This is a genomic window from Nonomuraea maheshkhaliensis (assembly GCF_039529435.1).
Lineage (GTDB): Bacteria > Actinomycetota > Actinomycetes > Streptosporangiales > Streptosporangiaceae > Nonomuraea > Nonomuraea maheshkhaliensis.
In genome coordinates this window covers 1-16,530 of the sequence record NZ_BAAAMU010000098.1, presented here as the reverse complement: position 1 = coordinate 16,530, position 16,530 = coordinate 1, and the positions used below count along the sequence as shown (strand labels likewise).

The following is a 16,530-nucleotide window of genomic DNA, read 5'->3' as shown; positions in this document are numbered from 1 at the left end:
TCTGGAAGGACCGTTTTGTTCGTCGACATCAACGACAACCGGCTGAACGTCGAGATCCTCGGCGAGGGCGACGACGTCATCATCGCCCACCACGGCGCGCCGGGCCTGGGCTCGCTCGCCGAGCCCAGGAGCAGCTTCGGCCGGCTCGCGGACGCGTACAAGGTGGTCGTCTTCGACGCCCGAGGATCCGGACAGAGCGGGCAGAACGGCCCGTTCACGCACGAGCAGTGGGTCGCCGACGTCGAGGGACTGCGCCAATGGCTCGGCGCCGAGCGCGTCGTCATCGCCGGCGGCTCCTACGGCGGCTTCATCGCCATGGAGTACGCCGCCCGCCACCCCGACCGGGTCAGCGCCGTCGTGCTGCGCGACACCTCCGCCGACAACGCCAACCAGGACCTGGCCATCCGCAACGCCGCCGCCTCCTCCCGGGTCACCATCGACCGCGCCAAGCTCGACCGGATCATGTCCGGCACCGTGCGCGACGACGACGACCTGCGCGACTGCTGGCGCGAGATCCTCCCCCTGTACGACCACGACTACGATCCCGCCGCCGTCGAGAAGCGGGTGGCCGCCACTCCGTACCACTACGCCACCCACAACTACGCCTTCGCCGTCAACCAGCCGAACTACGACATCAAGCACCTGCTGCCCGGCATCACCGCCCCGACCCTGATCACCGTCGGCCGCCACGACTGGATCACTCCCGTGGAGTGCAGCCGCACCATCGCCGACCTGATCCCCGGCGCCGAGCTGCGGATCTTCGAAAAGTCGGGGCACTCGCCGCAGGTCGAGGAGGCGGAGCTGTGGGAGGCCACCGTGCGCGCCTTCCTGTCCGGGGTGCGCGACCGGGGCTGAACGCGCGATGATGCCCCCGATGGAAGATCTCGACGACCTAGACCGCAAGATCCTGGCCGCGCTTCACGTGAACGGCCGGGCGAGCTGGACCGACATCGCCCAGCTGCTCGGCATCTCCACCACGACGGTGGCGCGGCGGGCCCAGCACCTCATGGGCGCGGGCCTGGCCCGCGTGGCGGTGCTGCCGCACCTGGAGCACGAAGGACCCGTCCACGTGTTCCTGGTGCGGCTGACGTGCGCGCCCGGCAGCCAGCTCAGAGTGGCCGGGCTGCTGGCGAAAAATCCTGACATCCGGTACGTCACCATCGTCACCGGTGGTTACGACATCGTCTTCGAGCTGGTCGCGCCCAAGCACCGCGACCTCTACTCGATGCTGGTCGACTACGTGCACTCGGTGCCGGGGGCGCAGCAGAGCAACGCCGACCTGGTGCTGCACACGTACAAGGTGAGCTACGACTGGAGCGTGCCCGTCCTCGGCGAGAAGGCCGCGGCGTTCGCGCTGCACCGGCCCGTCCACACCTGCGAGCGCGGCCACCTCGACGACGTCGACCGCGAGGTGCTGGCCGCCATGCGCGAGGACGGCAGGGCCAGCTTCCAGTCGATCGGCCGCCGCCTCGGCATCAGCGAGAGCACCGCCAGGCGGCGGCTGGAGGCCATGCTCGACCGGGGCTGCGCCAGCGTCACGACCTTCATCCCGGCGGCGGCGCTCGGCTACGAGGCCGAGATCCTGCTGTGGCTGACGGTCGAGCCCAGCATGCAGGAGAGCGTGGCCGAGCGGCTGGCCGGCGAGCGCGGCGTCCGCATGATCGCCTCCACGCTCGGGCAGGCGTCGATGGTCTGCGAGGTGATCGTCCCCACCACCGCCGACCTGCACCACTTCACCTCCCGCACGCTGGCCGCGGTGCCGGGGATCAACTCGTGGACGGCGGGCGTGCAGGTGCTGACGGTCAAGCGCGGCTTCCTCATGGTGCCCTGGGCGGAGTCGCGCATCGCCGCCGCCCTGACGCCCGCGGGGCTGCCCACGGGACCGCCCGCGTAGGGCTCATCGGGTGTAGCGGTGCTTGGCGCCCGGAGGGAAGTACTCCGGGTCGCCGGCCTCGCGCAGCCGGACGAACGGCATCTGCCGCCCGGCCGGCACGTACGCGGCGAACTCGCTGTTCAGCCGGAGCAACTGGCCCAGGATCGACGCGCCCACCGCCTGGGCCACCTCCTCTGAGGGCCGCTCGCCCGGCGCCAGCTCCACCGTCACCGTCAGGTGCCGGTCGTGCCGCTCGTCCGTGGCCACCTCCACCACGAACTTGCCGGTGACCGACCCGCTCACCTCCGCCTGCTCCAGGCCGATCGCGATGTTCTCCGGGTAGACGTTCGCGCCGTAGTAGGACACGGTGAAGTGGCTGCGGCCGAAGACGTACACGAAGGGCCGCTCGGGGCCTTCCTCCTCGGGCTCGTAGCCGTGGGAGCGGACGAAGCCCAGCAGGTTCTCGTACGGCAGCACGCCGCCCTCGTCGGCGATGTGGTAGCGGACGAGCGGGACGCCGTTGTCGCCGGAGAACAGCAGCGTGCCCTGGTGCTCCTCGAAGTGTCGGACGCCGGGGTCGTACTGGACGAGGGTGGGCAGCCTGGACTCCCCGAACAGCTCCCTGGCCAGGCCGGGGCGGGCGGCCAGGAAGCGGCGGATCCCGACCGACAGCGCGGTCTCGTTGCCCAGGACGCCCGCGTCGGCGGTGCCGTACAGGGAGGCGATGCCCCGCACCGGGTCGGCGATGCCGGCCCGCTCGGCGACCAGCGTGCGCCACTCCTCGCTGAAGACCTCGCCCGCCGTGACCAGCTTGACGTTCCACTCGGCCCAGGGCAGGTCCTCGCCGTCGATGACGTTCTTCAGGAACGGCGGGTAGCCCAGCAGCACCACCTGGTCGAAGTACGGGGCCAGCTCGGGCAGCACCCGCGCGATCTCCCGCCGGTCGGAGCCCGGGGCGACCACGGTGATCGGATAGCCGCGCTCGGCCAGGTGACGGCAGCAGCCGATGGTGAACAGGCCGCCGACCCAGGTGCCGAGGGCGAAGCAGACCACGGCCAGCGTACGGCGCTCGCGGGCCAGGAAGGAGTCCCTGAACACCTCCTCGAACCGATCGGCGATGACCCGCTCGTCGCCCGCCGAGCGCGGCCAGAACGACGGCGTGCCGGTGGAGCCGGACGAGACGGCGATCATGTCCCCGATCACGCCGTTCCTGCACAGGTCGGGCAGCGGGTGCCGCAGTGTGTAGGTGTCCTTCGTGGTCATGGGCAGGCGGGTGAAGTCGTCCCGCGTCGTGATCTTCTCCGGGTCCACCCCCTGCTCGGCGAGGAACCTGCCGTAGGCGGGAACGGTGGCCGCCACCTCGTGGAAGAGCTCAACCGGGTCCATTCGCCGACTGTACGACGGGGCCCGCTCCCGAGGCTGCGCTTACATGATTACGATCGCCGTGAGCGAACATCGGCAAGGAAGGGAACACGGTGGGGCTCCGATGAGTTGAGCCGGTATAACTCAACCCTTGGGAGTTCGTATGAGTGAGAGCTTGATCCTCCCGGTCCTGCCGCTGGACGACGAGGTCGTGCTGCCGGGCATGGTGGTTCCGCTGGACCTGTCCGACTCCGAGGTGCGCGCCGCGATCGACGCGGCCCGTGCATCCGGTGGCAACAAGCCACGGGTCCTTCTCGTTCCCCGGATCGACGGCCGCTACGGCGCGATCGGCGTTCAGGCCGTCGTCGAGCAGGTCGGGAGGCTCCCGGGAGGCGAGCCCGCCGCCGTCGTGCGCGGCGTCAACCGGGTCAGGGTGGGCACCGGCACGACCGGTCCCGGCGCCGCGCTGTGGGTCGAGGCCGACACCATCGACACCGTCGCCGTGGGCGAGCGCGCCCAGGAGCTGGCCAAGGAGTACAAGGTCCTGGCCACCACCATCCTGCAGAAGCGCGGCGCCTGGCAGGTCGTCGACCAGGTCAACCAGATCGACGACCCGTCCGTGCTGGCCGACAGCTCCGGCTACACCCCGTGGCTGACCACGGCGCAGAAGGTCGAGCTGCTGGAGGCCGCCGACCCGTCCGACCGGCTGGCCAAGCTGGTCGAGTGGTCCCGCGACCACCTCGCCGAGCTCGACGTCGCCGAGACGATCCGCAAGGACGTCCAGGAGGGCATGGAGAAGCAGCAGCGCGAGTTCCTGCTGCGCCAGCAGCTCGCCGCCGTGCGCAAGGAGCTCAAGGAGCTCAACGGAGACTCCGCCGAGACCGAGGAGGAGGACTACCGGGTCCGGGTGGAGGCCGCCGACCTGCCGGAGAAGGTGCGCGAGGCAGCCCTCAAGGAGGTCGACAAGCTGGAGCGGACCTCCGACCAGTCGCCTGAGACCGGCTGGATCCGCACCTGGCTCGACACCGTGCTCGACATCCCCTGGAACGACCGCACCGAGGACAACTACGACATCACCGGCGCCAGGGCCGTGCTCGACGCCGACCACACCGGCCTGGCCGACGTGAAGGACCGCATCATCGAGCACCTGGCCGTGCGCAAGCGCCGCCAGGACAAGGGCCTCGGCGTGGTGGGCGGCCGGCGCAGCGGCGCCGTGCTGGCCCTGGCCGGCCCTCCCGGAGTCGGCAAGACGTCCCTGGGCGAGTCCGTGGCCCGCGCGATGGGCCGCAAGTTCGTCCGCGTGGCGCTCGGCGGCGTCCGCGACGAGGCCGAGATCCGCGGCCACCGTCGCACCTACGTCGGCGCGCTGCCCGGCCGCATCGTCCGCGCGATCCGCGAGGCCGGCTCGATGAACCCGGTGGTCCTGCTCGACGAGGTCGACAAGGTCGGCGCCGACTACCGCGGCGACCCGACGGCGGCCCTGCTCGAAGTGCTCGACCCGGCGCAGAACCACACGTTCCGCGACCACTACCTCGAGGTCGAGCTCGACCTGTCCGACGTGCTCTTCCTGGCCACGGCCAACGTCCTGGAGGCCATCCCCGGGCCGCTGCTCGACCGCATGGAGATCGTCACCCTCGACGGCTACACCGAGGACGAGAAGGTCGCCATCGCCCGCGACCACCTGCTGCCCAGGCAGCTTGAGCTGGCCGGGCTGACCCCCGAGGAGGTCACGGTCGAGGACGCGGCGCTGCGCCGGCTGGCCGCCGAATACACCCGCGAGGCCGGGGTCCGCTCGCTGGAGCGCTCGGTCGCGAGGATCCTGCGCAAGGTGACCGCCAAGGGCGAGCTGCCCGTCACCGTGGGCGAGGCCGACCTGGTCGACTACATCGGGCGGCCGAGGTTCGTGCCGGAGTCGTCGCTGCCCGAGGCCAAGCAGCGCACCTCCGTGCCGGGCGTGGCCACCGGGCTGGCCGTCACCGGGGCCGGGGGAGACGTGCTCTACGTGGAGGCGTCGCTGGCCGACCCGGAGACCGGCGAGACCGGGCTCACGCTGACCGGCCAGCTCGGCGACGTGATGAAGGAGTCGGCCAGGATCGCCCTGTCCTACCTGCGTTCGCACGGAGCGGAGCTGGAGCTGCCGGTCACCGCGCTGAAGGACCGCTCGGTGCACGTCCACTTCCCGGCGGGCGCCGTGCCGAAGGACGGCCCCTCGGCCGGCGTGACCCTGACCACGGCGCTGGCCTCCCTGCTGTCCGGGCGGCTGGTCCGCGGCGACGTGGCCATGACCGGTGAGATCTCGCTGACCGGGCGGGTGCTGCCGATCGGCGGCGTCAAGCAGAAGCTGCTGGCGGCGCACCGGGCCGGCATCACGACCGTGCTCATCCCGGCCCGCAACGAGCCCGACCTGGACGACGTGCCCGAGGAGGTCCGCGCCGAGCTGACCATCCACGCGGTCAGCGACGTGCGCGAGGTCCTCGACATCGCGCTCGCCCCGGCCTCGGTCGCCTCGTCCTCCGTGGCCGCCTGACCGCCTGTCCCGTGGGCCCCGTGATCGATCGTGATCACGGGGCCCCTTTGCGGGAACTTTTGATCAAGCCGCGCGCGTTTCCCTCATGTCACCCCCGGCGCTGATTTGGAGCGATATGGGCAACATGGGCGTCCCGGAGCTGCTGCAGCTGGTCGCGATCGGCGTCGTGGTGTTCCTCATCGTGCGGCTGGCGATGCGGCTGCGCCGGAAGTAACGGTGCTCGTACCGTAAAGTGAAGTAGCGGAGCGTGACGCATATCACGAAACCGGTGGGGAATATCGGAAATCCCTCCGGTCGTTAGCTACAGCGTGAACGAGGCAACCGCGACCATGAGCAGCGCCCCATGCGGCGCCGCGTGTCGCCGTGCTTGTACGGGGCGGATGCCGGCCCGTTGAAGCACCCCGTCCGCCCGGTCTCTCCGAAGGTCGTCATGATCACACCTGGTTACGTGCTGCGCAGGCTGAGCCACCTGCCGTTCCACCCCGGCACCCGCTGAGGCTTACCCCGGCTCTTCTCCCAGGTGATGTACGTTCCCGCGGCCCCGCCACAGGCCGCCCTCAGTCGTGGGGATTCTCCGTGATCCAGGCTTCCGGCCTGCGCAAGCAGTACGGCGACACCGTCGCGCTCGACGGCGTCGATCTGCACGTGCGCGAAGGCGAGATCTACGGCGTGCTCGGACAGAGCGGCGCCGGCAAGAGCACGCTCCTGCGCTGCGTCAACCTGCTCGAACGCCCCACCGATGGCACCGTCACCGTCGCCGGCCAGAAGCTGACCGCGCTCGGCAGCCGGGACCTCAACCGGGCCAGGCAGCGCATCGGCATGATCCACCAGCACTTCGCCCTGCTCTCCTCGCGCACGGTCGCCGGCAACGTCGCCTTCCCGCTGGAGGTCATGGGCGTGCCGGCCGCCGAGCGCGAGCGCCGCGTCGCCGAGCTGCTGGAGCTCGTCGGCCTCGACGGCCGCGGCAAGGACCGCCCGCACCAGTTGTCGGGCGGCCAGAAGCAGCGCGTCGGCATCGCCAGGGCGCTGGCCGGCAACCCGGCCGTGCTGCTGTCGGACGAGGCCACCTCGGCGCTCGACCCGGCCACCACGCAGTCGATCCTCGCCCTGCTCAAGCGGCTCAACACCGAGCTCGGCCTGACGATCCTGCTCATCACCCACGAGATGAACGTGGTCAAGAGCGTCTGCGACTCGGTCGCCATCATGACCCGCGGCCGGATCGAGGAGTCGGGTGCCATCGCCGACCTGATCAGGACGCCAGGATCGCGTCTGACCAGGGAGATCTTCCCGCTGCCCGAACCCGCGCCGGCCGGCTCGGTGACGCTCACGTTCACCGGCGACCCGCGCCAGCCCGTGGTCTCGGAGGTGGTGCGGAAGTTCGACGTGGACCTCAGCATCCTCGGCGGCTCCATCGAGGACCTCGCGGGGGGCTCGGTGGGCCGGTTGCGGGTCGCGCTGGAGGGCGCCGACACGGGGGCTGCGCTCTCCTACCTGCGGGAGTGCGGGTTGATCGTCGAGACGGCAGGGGAGGCCGCGTGACCTGGGAGGAGATGCTGCCGCTGCTCGGGCCGGCGACGGTGGAGACGGTGCTGATGGTCGGGTGGTCCACGCTGTTCACCCTGCTGCTCGGGCTGCCGCTGGGCGTGGCGCTGGTGGTGTTCGACCGGGGCGGGCTGCGGCCGGTCCCGGCGCTGAAGTCGTCACTCGGGTTCGTGGTGAACGTCGGGCGGTCGCTGCCGTTCATCGTGCTGATGATCGCGATCATCCCGTTCACCCGGCTCGTGGTCGGGACCACCATCGGGACGGCCGCGTTCGTGGTGCCGCTGACCGTGGGCGCGGTGCCGTTCTTCGCCCGGCTGGTCGAGACGGCGCTGCGCGAGGTCGGCGCGGACGTGGTGCAGGCCGCCCAGGCCATGGGCGCGAGCCGGGCCACGATCGTGCGCAAGGTGCTGCTGCCCGAGGCGCTGCCCGGCCTGATCGCCGGGCTCACCGTGACCGTGGTGGCGCTCATCGGCTACTCCGCCATGGCCGGCACGCTCGGCGGGGGCGGGCTGGGAGACCTCGCCGTCCGGTACGGCTACCAGCGCTTCGAGACGCTCCTGATGATCGTCACCGTCGTGCTGCTGCTCGTCATCGTGCAACTGCTGCAGAGCCTGGGCGACTGGGTCGCTCGGCGCCTATCGCATAAGTAAGGAAAAATCATGAAAATTCACCGCTTTGTAGGTGCCGTTGCGCTGGCTCTGTCGCTCGCCGCATGCGGCACGTCGCAGTCCGCCACCAACGCCGCCGCCGCTGAGGGTGCCGACGCCGTGATCAAGGTCGGCGCCAACCCGGTGCCGCACGGCGAGATCCTGAACTTCGTCAAGCAGAACCTGGCCCCCGCGGCCGGGCTCAAGCTGGAGATCGTGGAGTTCACCGACTACGTGCAGCCGAACGTGCAGTTGCAGGAGGGCCAGCTCACGGCCAACTTCTTCCAGCACAGGCCGTACCTGGACGACTTCAACGCCTCCAAGGGCACCGACCTGGTCTTCGTCGCGCCGGTCCACCTGGAGCCGCTCGGCCTGTACTCCAAGAAGATCACGAACGTGACGGCGCTGGCCACCGGCGCTACGGTGGCCCTGCCGAACGACGCCACCAACCTGGGCCGCTCGCTCAAGCTGCTCGCCGACAACGGCGTGATCAAGCTCAAGGACGGCGCCGGGACCGCCGCCACCGAGCGCGACGTCGTCGACAACCCCAGGAAGCTGCAGTTCAAGCCGCTGGAGGCGGCCCAGTTGCCGCGCTCGCTCGAAGACGTGGACGCCGCCGTGATCAACGGCAACTACGCCATCGAGGCCGGGCTCAAGCCCGCCACGCAGGCGCTGGTGCTGGAGAAGACCGAGGGCAACCCGTACGTCAACGGCCTGGTCGTGCCGGCCGGCCACGAGAAGGACCCCAACATCGTCACCCTCGGCAAGCTGCTGCAGGACCAGAAGGTCAAGGACTTCATCAAGCAGAAGTACGAGGGCTCGGTCATTCCGGCAGAATGATGTTGAACAATCGCCGGACATGATCGGAAATATCCGCTTATCCGATACTTGAGTGTATTAAGTCCCTTGTAAGTGGAGCGCAATGCGGCGGGCGTACGAATGCGATGTCAGTCAACCTCTCCCGAGGAGGCACCCAGTGAAATTCGTGTCCCGGATTTTGCTCGGTTTCACCGCCGCCGCCGTGGTCGCGATCGGCGCGCCCGTCGCGGCGAACGCGTCCGTCACATCCGCAACGCCCGCCGCTTCCTCCTACGACGGCTGGGGGCCCTATTTCTCCGCCGATCACAAGGCCAAGGCCTATGGTCACGTGTCCGTCGACAGGAAGCGGTTCAAGCACTGGTACTGGAAGACGGAGGTCGTCAAGAAGCGCGAGTGCCGCAAGGACCACAAGGGTCACCGGCACTGCAGGTGGGTCGAGAAGACGTTCAAGAAGAAGGTCTGGGAATGGCGCTTCGACCACTTCTACACCGTGCACAGCACGCTGCAGAACTACAAGTGGTGGGGCAGGAACAAGTGCGCGTGGGAGACGTTCAAGGTCGTGGACCACGACGGTTCCTCGTACTTCAGGACCTTCTCCCAGTGCGGCAAGCACCGCGGGCACTTCTCCTTCCACGGTGAGAACGCCGCGCACATCTACGTCAACGTGAGCCGGGGTGGCCACCACCGTCCGACCGGCCACTACTCCGGCTGGCAGGACGTCTACCACGCGGCCGTCTGACCGCCTCTCACCGGCACCCGCGAAGCCGCGGCCTCGACGAGGAGGCCGCGGCTTCCTGTCTGCCTGAACGGGTCCTGGCGCGGCGGGCGATCAACCGAATACTGTTCTAATCATGTATCCGGGAGCCATCGCAGCAGTCACCCCCGACAAGCCCGCTGTGATCATGGCGGGCTCCGGGCGGGTCGTCACCTACCGCGAGCTGGACGAGGAGTCGAACCGGCTGGCCCACCTGTTCCGCTCGGCGGGGCTGCGGCCGGGTGACCACATCGCCTTCATGCTCGCCAACCACCCCCTCTTCCTGGTCGTCGCCTGGGCCGCGCACCGCGCGGGCCTGTACTACACGCCGGTCAGCTCGCGGCTGCAGACCGACGAGCTCGCCTACATCGTCGGCAACTGCGGCGCCCGGGTCTTCATCTCCAGCGCGGACCTGGCCGGCGTCGCCACCTCGATCACCGCCGCCACGCCGGGCGTCGAGCTGCGGCTCATGCTGGACGGCGTGGCCGACGGCTTCGCGTCGTACGAGGAGTCGGTGGCGGGGCAGCCGGCTACCCCGATCGAGGACGAGTGCACGGGCGTCGACATGCTCTACTCCTCGGGCACCACGGGCCGCCCGAAGGGCGTCAAGCCGGCCTCGTCGCACGGCCCGCTGGACGAGCCCGGCACGCTGTTCAAGCTCATCCAGGGCCTGTTCGCGCCGTCCGCCGACAGCGTCTACCTCTCGCCCGCGCCGCTGTACCACGCCGCGCCGCTGCGTTACAGCCTGACGTTCCAGCGGCTCGGGGCCACGGTGGTGGTGATGGAGCGCTTCGACCCCGAGCAGTTCCTGTCGCTGGTCGAGCGGTACGGCGTGACGCACACGCAGCTCGTCCCGACGATGTTCATCAGGATGCTCAAACTGCCGCCAGAGATCCGGGAAAAGTACGACATTTCCTCGCTCAAGTACGCGATCCACGCCGCCGCCCCCTGCCCCGTCCCCGTCAAGGAGCGGATGATCGACTGGTGGGGCCCGATCATCCACGAGTACTACGCGGGCACCGAGGGCAACGGCTTCCTCTACGTCGGCCCCGACGACTGGCTGCGCCACAAGGGCACCGTCGGCCGCTCGCTGCTCGGCGTCGTGCACATCTGCGACGAGGACGGCCAGGACGTGCCGCTTGGCGAGCACGGCACCATCTACTTCGAGAACGGCGGCCGGTTCGAGTATCACGGCGACCCGGGCAAGACCCGCTCCGCCCAGGACCCCAGGGGCCGCGGCTGGACCACGCTGGGCGACATCGGCCACCTCGACGAGGAGGGCTTTTTGTATCTCACGGACCGCCGTTCGTACATGATCATCTCTGGCGGCGTGAACATCTACCCGCAGGAGGCCGAGAACGTGCTGTCGGTCCACCCCAAGGTGGCCGACGTCGCGGTCTTCGGCGTGCCGGACGAGGAGATGGGTGAGCAGGTCAAGGCCGTGGTCGAGCCGATGTCCATGGACGAGGCGGGGCCAGGGCTTGAGGCGGAGCTGATCGCGTACTGCCGCGAGAATCTGGCACACTACAAGTGCCCCAAGTCGGTGGACTTCCGGCCCGAGCTGCCCCGCCACCCGACGGGCAAGCTCTACAAGCGGTTGCTCAGAGACGAGTACTGGCCCGCCCGAAAGTAAAACTTTGAAGATTCTCCCGGGCCGGCTGCGGTCGTCCGACCTTTGCCGATAAGGCCGCTGTCAGGCGCCGCCGCCCACCGCAATCATCCCCTTAACCAGCTCTTACGCGCGACTTGACATCCTTGAATCATCGGGATTCGAGGAGATGACAGATGAACGCGAACGAGCCTCACGAGCAGGGCCCGCAAGAGAAGGGCGCCGGTGGGTGGAGCCAGTTCGGATCCGCCCCGCCGCGCGCAGGAGGCTTCCCCCGGCGCGACACGATCGCCATGGAGGTGCCGCCACCACCCCCGGCGGCGGCTCCCGTCAGACACCGGTTCACCACCGGGCAGAAGGTCGTCGCGGGGCTCGCCATGGCCGCCATGGCGATCGGCGGCGGCGCCGTGGGGGCCGTCGTCGCCACCTCGTTCCAGCCTGAACAGGTGGCCAGCAGCAGCCCCAACGCGCCGAGCCCGGTCTTCAAGTCGGCCGGTGACCCGCTCACCGTCGCCGAGGTCGCGGCCAAGGTGCAGCCCACCGTCGTGATGATCCAGGGGCAGACCGGTGAGGGCTCCGGCGTGGTGCTGTCGGAGGACGGGCTCATCCTCACCAACAACCACGTGGCCGTGGGCGCGGGGCAGGGCGGCCAGATGACGGTCAAGTTCAGCGACGGCAAGACGGCCAAGGCCACCGTCGTCGGCACCGACCCCGCCACCGACCTCGCCGTCATCAGGGCGGAAGGCGTCTCGGGGCTGACCAAGGCCACGCTCGGCGACAGCGACCAGCTCAAGGTCGGCGACGCCGTGCTCGCCATCGGCAGCCCGCTCGGCCTCGACGGATCCGTGACGGCGGGCATCGTCAGCGCCCTCGACCGCACCCTCAACCTCGGCAACGACCAGCGGCAGCAGATCCCGCCCGGCTGGGGCCAGGAACAGCAGCAGCAGAGCGCGCCCACGACGATCGGCGGCGCCATCCAGACCGACGCCTCCATCAACCCGGGCAACTCCGGCGGCGCGCTGGTGAACGCCGCGGGCGAACTGGTCGGCATCAACACCGCCATCGCCTCCGACGCCGCGGGCGGCGGCGTCGGCTTCGCCATCCCCGTCAACACCGCCAAGCAGGTCTCCGACCAGCTCATCCGCAACGGCAAGGTCAGCCACGCCTTCCTCGGCGTGAGCGTCACCGACGCGACGGGTGACGTGCCGGGGGCCCTCATCCGGCAGGTCACCGCCGGAAGCCCGGCGGAGAAGGCCGGACTGCAGCAGGGCGACCTCATCACCAAAATCGGCGACAAGGCGGTTGACGGAGGCGATACCGTTGTCGGGCAGGTCAGAGGTTTCAAACCGGGCCAACAGGTCAAGATCACCTATATGAGGGACGGCAAGACCGGCGAGGTCACCGTGACCCTCGATGAGAACAACTAACAGGACCCCCTCATGGACGGGTGTGCCGTCGAGATCGCTGCGGACTCGGCGGCACACCCCCCCATTTCAAGAGACGTTCCCGGCTTCATGAGAAGCGCCTGCCCTCGTCGCGGCGGTAGGCCCAGCCCGCCGCCACCGCCGCCAGCGCGGTCCACACCGCCAGCGAGACCAGCGCCACCGGATCGGGCGTCGTCCGCGCCGTGACCGCCCAGACCAGCTCGGCCACGCCCCTGGTGGGGGTGAACGGCGAGACGACCTGGATGAAGTCCGGCAGGATCGCGGGCGGCAGCAGCAGCCCGCCCAGGATCGCCAGCGGGAAGAACAGCACCTGCGACACCGCGATCGCACCCTTGGCCGCCATCAGGTAGCCGATGAGCAGGCCCAGCAGCATGAACGGCACGGTGCCCGCGACCACCACGCCCACCGCCGCCAGCAGCCGCGGCGCCGTGAACGTCGCCTCGGTGAACAGCGCGCCGACCACCAGCACCGGAACCGTCGAGACCAGCGTCGTGACGAGCGTGGCCAGGATCCGGCCGGTGAAGTGGGCCGCCGGCCCGGCGGGAAGCGTGCGCAGGTAAGGATTCCACGGCCGCTCGCGGTCCTGGGCCACGGTGATGCTCAGCCCGATGAGCGCCCCCGACATCGCGCCGAAGAACATCAGTGACCCGGTCGCCATCGTGGCGGCCCGCGGATCCTGGCCCGCGAACGGCACCACGAACGCCACCATCGTGATCGCGGGGAACAGCGCGCCCGCGATCAGGCCGACGGGCACTCTGAGCTGTTCGAGCAGGAGGTAGCGGGTGTGCGCGAGGGCCAGGCTAGACATGCGCGGACTCCTTCGTGGTCAGGGCCAGGAAGGCCTCCTCCAGGGTGGTCGGCCTGATCTCCAGGCCGGAGAACGGCGTGCCGCTCCGTACGAGCTCGACGACCAGCCGGTCGGGATCGGTGGTCACCAGGTGGGTCCGGCCGTCCACGCGCTCGCTGCCGAGCACGCCCGGCAGCTCGGGCAGGTCTTCGGCGACGAGCGAGACGCGCCGCACGCCCACCAGGTCGCGCACGGCCCTGACCGTGTCGTCGGCGAGCACCCGGCCGGAGCCGATCACGACCACGCGCTGGGCCAGGGCCTCGATCTCCTCCAGGTAGTGGCTGGTGAGCAGGACGGTGCCGCCTTCTGCGTGGAAGGACCTGATGCCGTCCCACAGCGCCCGCCTGGCTTCGACGTCCAGGCCGGTGGTCGGCTCGTCGAGGAACACCAGCTTCGGCCGGCCGGCGAACGCCAGCGCCACCGCCAGCCGCCGCCGCTGCCCGCCGGACAGCCCGCCCACCTGCCGCCCGGCCAGGTCGTCCAGCCCGAACCTGGCCAGCAGTTCCTTCGTGCCGGTCCGCTCGGGGAAGTGGGCCGAGACGAAGTCGACGATCTCCTTCACCCGCAGCGACTCGGGCAGCCCCGTCTCCTGCGGTGTCACGCCGATGCCGCGCCGCATGACCGGGTCCAGCGGCGAGCCGCCGAATAACTCGACCGTGCCGGACGTGGGCCTGCGCAGGCCGACGAACAGGTTGATCAAGGTGGACTTGCCCGCCCCGTTGGGGCCGAGCAGCCCGACCAGCTCGCCCGCCCCGATGTCGAGCGAGAGCCGGTCGAGAGCCAGGACCTCGCCGTAGCGGCGGGTGACCTCGTGTGCCCGGGCAAGGACCGTCATTGCTTTCCTCCAGCGTTGTCCAGCAGCGCGCGGATCGCCTTCGTGTACTCCTCGAAGGCCAGCCGCCCGCGCTTGGTGAGAGCCACGAACGTGACGGGGGTGCGGCCCCTGTGGGTCTTGTTGATCCGGACGTATCCGGCGTCTTCCAGCTTGGTCAGGTGCACCGACAGGTTGCCCGCGGTCATGCCGAGCAGCCGCTTCATCGAGTTGAACGCCATCTCGTCCCCGTCGGGCAGGACGTTGAGCGTGGCGACCACGCGCAGCCTGGCCTGAGCGTGGATCACCGGATCGAGATCGGGCACGCCGAGATCGGGCCCGTCGGGCGCCGTGCTGTCCGGCGCGGTGTCGTCGGGAGAAGCGTTGTCGTCACTCACTTGCGCCGCCTCAGCCTCAGCCACAGCCCGGCGACGATGAACCCGCCGCCCAGCAGCACGGCCGTGAGCAGCGCGTGCCAGCCCGCCCCGAGCAGCACGCCCAGCGCGTCGACGCCGGCCACCCAGGCACCGACGAAGAACATCGGCCAGTTGCCCCAGACCGCGCCGCCGGCCATCTGCAGCACGGCCACCACCATGAGCGAGCTGCCCGCCCAGAGCAGGCCGCTCTCCTCCGGAGGGAGCTGCGGTCCGAGCCTGAGCGCGATGACGGTCATCAGGAGCATCCCGGCGAACCACGCGTACCCGTACATCGCTCCCTTCATGGAGGTGCCTCCGCGCACCAGCCGGTTCATGCGCACGATGCCGAACGCGGCGAACGACCCCGCGACGAGCTGGCCCGCCATGAGCACGCCGACGCCCTGCATCTGCGTGATCGGCGCGTAGGAGTGCCCGTCGAGCCCGTAGTGCAGGAAGAGCGCGGTGAAGCCGAACAGCCAGGCCACGCCCCAGGGCACGTAGAGCAGGACGCTGTCGGCATAGAGCCATCGCACCGTGGCGACGTTCTGCTCCTCCATGACGCGGAGCATCTCTTCGGGACTCGGCGCGCGATCTTCGTCCACCATGCAAACTCCTCGAATCGGCAAACTGGTTTGCATCATAAACCAGATGGCGTCGCCAAGCGCATCGAGGGCGGGCGAATGACCTTTACCGCCGGGTGAGGACCTCGGACTCCCACAGGTCGCGGTAGTATCCGGGCACCGAGACCAGCTCGTCGTGCCGGCCCCGCTGGACGACCCGGCCCTCCTCCAGCACCACGATCTCGTCGACCAGCTCCAGCCCCTTGAGCCGGTGCGTGACCAGCAGCGTCGTACGCTCGCGGGTCACGTCGAGCAGGTCGCTCATCAGCCGGTCGGCCGCCTCCTCGTCGAGCGCCTCGGCCGGCTCGTCGAGCAGCAGCACCGGCGGGTCGTACAGCAGAGCCCTGGCCAGGGCCAGCCGCTGCAACTGACCGCCGGACACGGTCCTGCCGTCCTCACCCAGCTCCGCGTCCCACCCCGTGCGATCCACCCACTCGTCGAGCCGCGCGTCCCGCACGGCCTGCCACAGCCGCTCGTCGTCGGCATCGGGCCCGGCCAGCCGCAGGTTGTCGCGCAGGCTGGCACGGAAGATGTAAGGGTCCTGGGTGAGGCCGGTCATCAGCGTCCGCACGTCGTCGCCGGCCAGGTCACGCAGGTCGGTGCCGTTGACCCTGACCGCGCCCGACTCGGGCTCGACGAGCCGCATGAGTGCGGCCAGCAGCGTGCTCTTACCGGCCCCACTGGGACCGACGATCGCGACCCGCTTCCCGGGGGTGAGCCGCAACGACACCCCGTCAAGCGCCGCCCGCCCGCTCGCGCCGGCTCGTCCCACCCCACCGCCGCTTCGCGCGGACGCGTCCCCGCCCGCCGAGCGCACGTCGCCAGGAACGGACGCTTGCCGGGCGGGGGAGGGGGAGTCCTGGCCATGGGAGTCCTGGCCATGGGCAGGTGCCGAGAGCAGGTCACTGGGGCCGGCAGGGTGGTCGCCGTCGTGGATGGGGTGGCGTACCACCAGATTGTCGATCTCGATGGTCAGCGGGGCTTCCGGGCGGGGCGCGGGGGCGGCCGGCTCGGTGGTCGCCGGGGCGGTGGCGCGTACTTCGCGCAGGCGTCTGAGCGCGGCCGTGATGCCCGCCAGGCGCTCACCCGCCGCCGCCAGCGGCAGCACGGGTTCGAAGGCGACCAGGGACGTCAGCGCGAGCACGGCCGTACCGACCGAGCCCGCCCCCGCGCCCTGCGCGATCAGCACGACGGCCGCCCCCGTCAGCCCCTGCACCAGGGTGCCCCCGGCCAGGGCGGCGGCGTGCACGCGGGCCTG

The 16,530-nt window shown here is 70.1% G+C and carries 15 protein-coding genes; 9 read left to right on the top strand and 6 right to left on the bottom strand.

Going from position 1 to position 16,530, the window contains the following annotated elements; genetic code table 11:
- The first annotated feature begins 15 nt into the window (after positions 1-15).
- Together ABFX54_RS41825 and ABFX54_RS41820 are read left to right on the top strand one after the other, a co-directional pair.
- On the top strand, positions 16-855 hold the full coding sequence (locus ABFX54_RS41825; RefSeq protein WP_346112435.1) for an alpha/beta fold hydrolase: 840 nt from the start codon (positions 16-18) through the stop codon (positions 853-855).
- Positions 856-874: 19 nt separating this feature from the next.
- Positions 875-1,894, top strand: a complete 1,020-nt coding sequence (locus ABFX54_RS41820; protein WP_346112434.1) for an Lrp/AsnC family transcriptional regulator — start codon at positions 875-877, stop codon at positions 1,892-1,894.
- Between the two features lie 3 nt (positions 1,895-1,897).
- Here ABFX54_RS41820 and ABFX54_RS41815 read toward each other — a convergent pair whose 3' ends face one another.
- Complete coding sequence (locus tag ABFX54_RS41815; protein ID WP_346112433.1) at positions 1,898-3,259, bottom strand: phenylacetate--CoA ligase family protein; 1,362 nt, start codon at positions 3,257-3,259, stop codon at positions 1,898-1,900.
- Between the two features lie 139 nt (positions 3,260-3,398).
- Between ABFX54_RS41815 and lon the strand changes: the two genes are divergently transcribed.
- The 7 genes from lon to ABFX54_RS41780 all read left to right on the top strand — a co-directional run bounded on the left by lon (position 3,399) and on the right by ABFX54_RS41780 (position 12,560).
- A complete protein-coding gene (gene lon / locus ABFX54_RS41810; RefSeq protein ID WP_346112432.1) occupies positions 3,399-5,762 on the top strand; it encodes an endopeptidase La in 2,364 nt (787 codons plus the stop codon).
- 576 nt (positions 5,763-6,338) lie between these two features.
- Positions 6,339-7,301, top strand: coding sequence for a methionine ABC transporter ATP-binding protein (locus tag ABFX54_RS41805; RefSeq protein WP_346112431.1), 963 nt, complete (start codon positions 6,339-6,341; stop codon positions 7,299-7,301).
- Positions 7,298-7,954, top strand: a complete 657-nt coding sequence (locus tag ABFX54_RS41800; RefSeq protein WP_346112429.1) for a methionine ABC transporter permease — start codon at positions 7,298-7,300, stop codon at positions 7,952-7,954. Before ABFX54_RS41805 ends, ABFX54_RS41800 begins: the two co-directional genes overlap by 4 nt.
- 9 nt (positions 7,955-7,963) lie before the next feature.
- Positions 7,964-8,791, top strand: a complete 828-nt coding sequence (locus ABFX54_RS41795; RefSeq protein WP_346112428.1) for a MetQ/NlpA family ABC transporter substrate-binding protein — start codon at positions 7,964-7,966, stop codon at positions 8,789-8,791.
- 136 nt (positions 8,792-8,927) lie between these two features.
- The gene (locus tag ABFX54_RS41790) at positions 8,928-9,509 is read left to right on the top strand and encodes a hypothetical protein (RefSeq protein WP_346112427.1); all 582 of its coding nucleotides are present in this window, start codon (positions 8,928-8,930) and stop codon (positions 9,507-9,509) included.
- Positions 9,510-9,621: 112 nt separating this feature from the next.
- A complete protein-coding gene (locus tag ABFX54_RS41785) occupies positions 9,622-11,157 on the top strand; it encodes an AMP-binding protein (protein WP_346112426.1) in 1,536 nt (511 codons plus the stop codon).
- Positions 11,158-11,309: 152 nt separating this feature from the next.
- A complete protein-coding gene (locus ABFX54_RS41780) occupies positions 11,310-12,560 on the top strand; it encodes a S1C family serine protease (protein ID WP_346112425.1) in 1,251 nt (416 codons plus the stop codon).
- An 85-nt stretch (positions 12,561-12,645) separates the two neighbouring features.
- On the opposite strand, the gene ABFX54_RS41775 is transcribed toward ABFX54_RS41780, so the two are convergent.
- The 5 genes from ABFX54_RS41775 to ABFX54_RS41755 form a co-directional block, all read right to left on the bottom strand.
- Positions 12,646-13,386 (bottom strand): ABC transporter permease, encoded by a 741-nt coding sequence (locus tag ABFX54_RS41775; RefSeq protein ID WP_346112424.1) that lies wholly within the window; start codon positions 13,384-13,386, stop codon positions 12,646-12,648.
- The gene (locus tag ABFX54_RS41770) at positions 13,379-14,260 is read right to left on the bottom strand and encodes an ABC transporter ATP-binding protein (protein WP_346112423.1); all 882 of its coding nucleotides are present in this window, start codon (positions 14,258-14,260) and stop codon (positions 13,379-13,381) included. Before ABFX54_RS41770 ends, ABFX54_RS41775 begins: the two co-directional genes overlap by 8 nt.
- Positions 14,257-14,634: a winged helix-turn-helix domain-containing protein gene (locus tag ABFX54_RS41765; protein WP_346112422.1), complete on the bottom strand. Its 378-nt coding sequence runs from the start codon at positions 14,632-14,634 to the stop codon at positions 14,257-14,259. The genes ABFX54_RS41770 and ABFX54_RS41765 overlap by 4 nt, the downstream gene beginning before the upstream one ends.
- Positions 14,631-15,257 (bottom strand): hypothetical protein, encoded by a 627-nt coding sequence (locus ABFX54_RS41760; RefSeq protein WP_346112421.1) that lies wholly within the window; start codon positions 15,255-15,257, stop codon positions 14,631-14,633. The genes ABFX54_RS41765 and ABFX54_RS41760 overlap by 4 nt, the downstream gene beginning before the upstream one ends.
- A gap of 82 nt (positions 15,258-15,339) precedes the next feature.
- Positions 15,340-16,530: amino acid ABC transporter ATP-binding/permease protein (locus tag ABFX54_RS41755; RefSeq protein ID WP_346112420.1), on the bottom strand; the 1,191-nt coding region annotated here is incomplete at its 5' end.